General features: G+C 50.7%; 1 rRNA gene. It reads left to right on the top strand.

The features are described 5' to 3' along the window. Positions 1-146 precede the first annotated feature (146 nt). A 23S ribosomal RNA gene (locus M983_RS16455) occupies positions 147-1625 on the top strand; the annotation flags it as partial.

Here is a 1625-nt window from a genome sequence, read left to right as displayed (position 1 = left end):
TGCTCTTTAACAATCTGGAACAAGCTGAAAAATTGAAAACAAATCAATATATCACCGAGGTATATTGATGAGTCTCTCAAAATCTCAGACCTTGAAGTGTGAAACTCAAGACAATTGTCTTCGAGAGAAACACCTTCGGGTTGTGAGGTTAAGCGAATAAGCGTACACGGTGGATGCCTAGGCAATCAGAGGCGATGAAGGACGTGCTAATCTGCGATAAGCGTCGGTAAGGTGATATGAACCGTTATACCCGACGATTTCCGAATGGGGAAACCCAATATCCAATGGATATTATCATGACGTGAATCCATAGCGTCATGAAGCGAACCGGGAGAACTGAAACATCTCAGTACCCCGAGGAAAAGAAATCAACCGAGATTCCCCTAGTAGCGGCGAGCGAACGGGGAACAGCCCAGAGTCTTAATCAACAGCAGCATCAGGAGAACGGTCTGGAAAGTCCGGCAGTAAAGGGTGATAGCCCCGTATCTGAAGATGCTGTTATTGTGAACTCGACGAGTAGGGCGGGACACGTGTTATCCTGTCTGAATATGGGGGGACCATCCTCCAAGGCTAAATACTCCTGATTGACCGATAGTGAACCAGTACCGTGAGGGAAAGGCGAAAAGAACCCCGGCGAGGGGAGTGAAAAAGAACCTGAAACCGTGTACGTACAAGCAGTAGGAGCCTCTTTTATGGGGTGACTGCGTACCTTTTGTATAATGGGTCAGCGACTTATATTCTGTAGCGAGGTTAACCGTATAGGGGAGCCGTAGGGAAACCGAGTCTTAACTGGGCGAATGAGTTGCAGGGTATAGACCCGAAACCCGGTGATCTATCCATGGGCAGGTTGAAGGTTGGGTAACACTAACTGGAGGACCGAACCGACTAATGTTGAAAAATTAGCGGATGACTTGTGGATGGGGGTGAAAGGCCAATCAAACCGGGAGATAGCTGGTTCTCCCCGAAAGCTATTTAGGTAGCGCCTCGTGAATTCATCTTCGGGGGTAGAGCACTGTTTCGACTAGGGGGTCATCCCGACTTACCAACTCGATGCAAACTGCGAATACCGAAGAATGTTATCACGGGAGACACACGGCGGGTGCTAACGTCCGTCGTGAAGAGGGAAACAACCCAGACCGCCAGCTAAGGTCCCAAAGTCATGGTTAAGTGGGAAACGAAGTGGGAAGGCTCAGACAGCCAGGATGTTGGCTTAGAAGCAGCCATCATTTAAAGAAAGCGTAATAGCTCACTGGTCGAGTCGGCCCGCGCGGAAGATGTAACGGGGCTAAACCATGCACCGAAGCTGCGGCAGCGACACTATGTGTTGTTGGGTAGGGGAGCGTTCTGTAAGCCTGCGAAGGTGTGCTGTGAGGCATGCTGGAGGTATCAGAAGTGCGAATGCTGACATAAGTAACGATAATGCGGGTGAAAAACCCGCACGCCGGAAGACCAAGGGTTCCTGTCCAACGTTAATCGGGGCAGGGTGAGTCGACCCCTAAGGCGAGGCTGAAAAGCGTAGTCGATGGGAAACGGGTTAATATTCCCGTACTGGTGGTAACTGCGATGGGGGAACGGAGAAGGCTAGGTTGTCCGGGCGACGGTCGTCCCGGTTCAAGCATGTAGGC

Source organism: Proteus myxofaciens ATCC 19692 (assembly GCF_001654855.1).
In the GTDB taxonomy this organism is placed as follows: Bacteria; Pseudomonadota; Gammaproteobacteria; order Enterobacterales; family Enterobacteriaceae; genus Proteus; species Proteus myxofaciens.
Note: the sequence above shows the minus strand (reverse complement) of the source record. Positions and strands in the feature narration are given on the sequence as shown.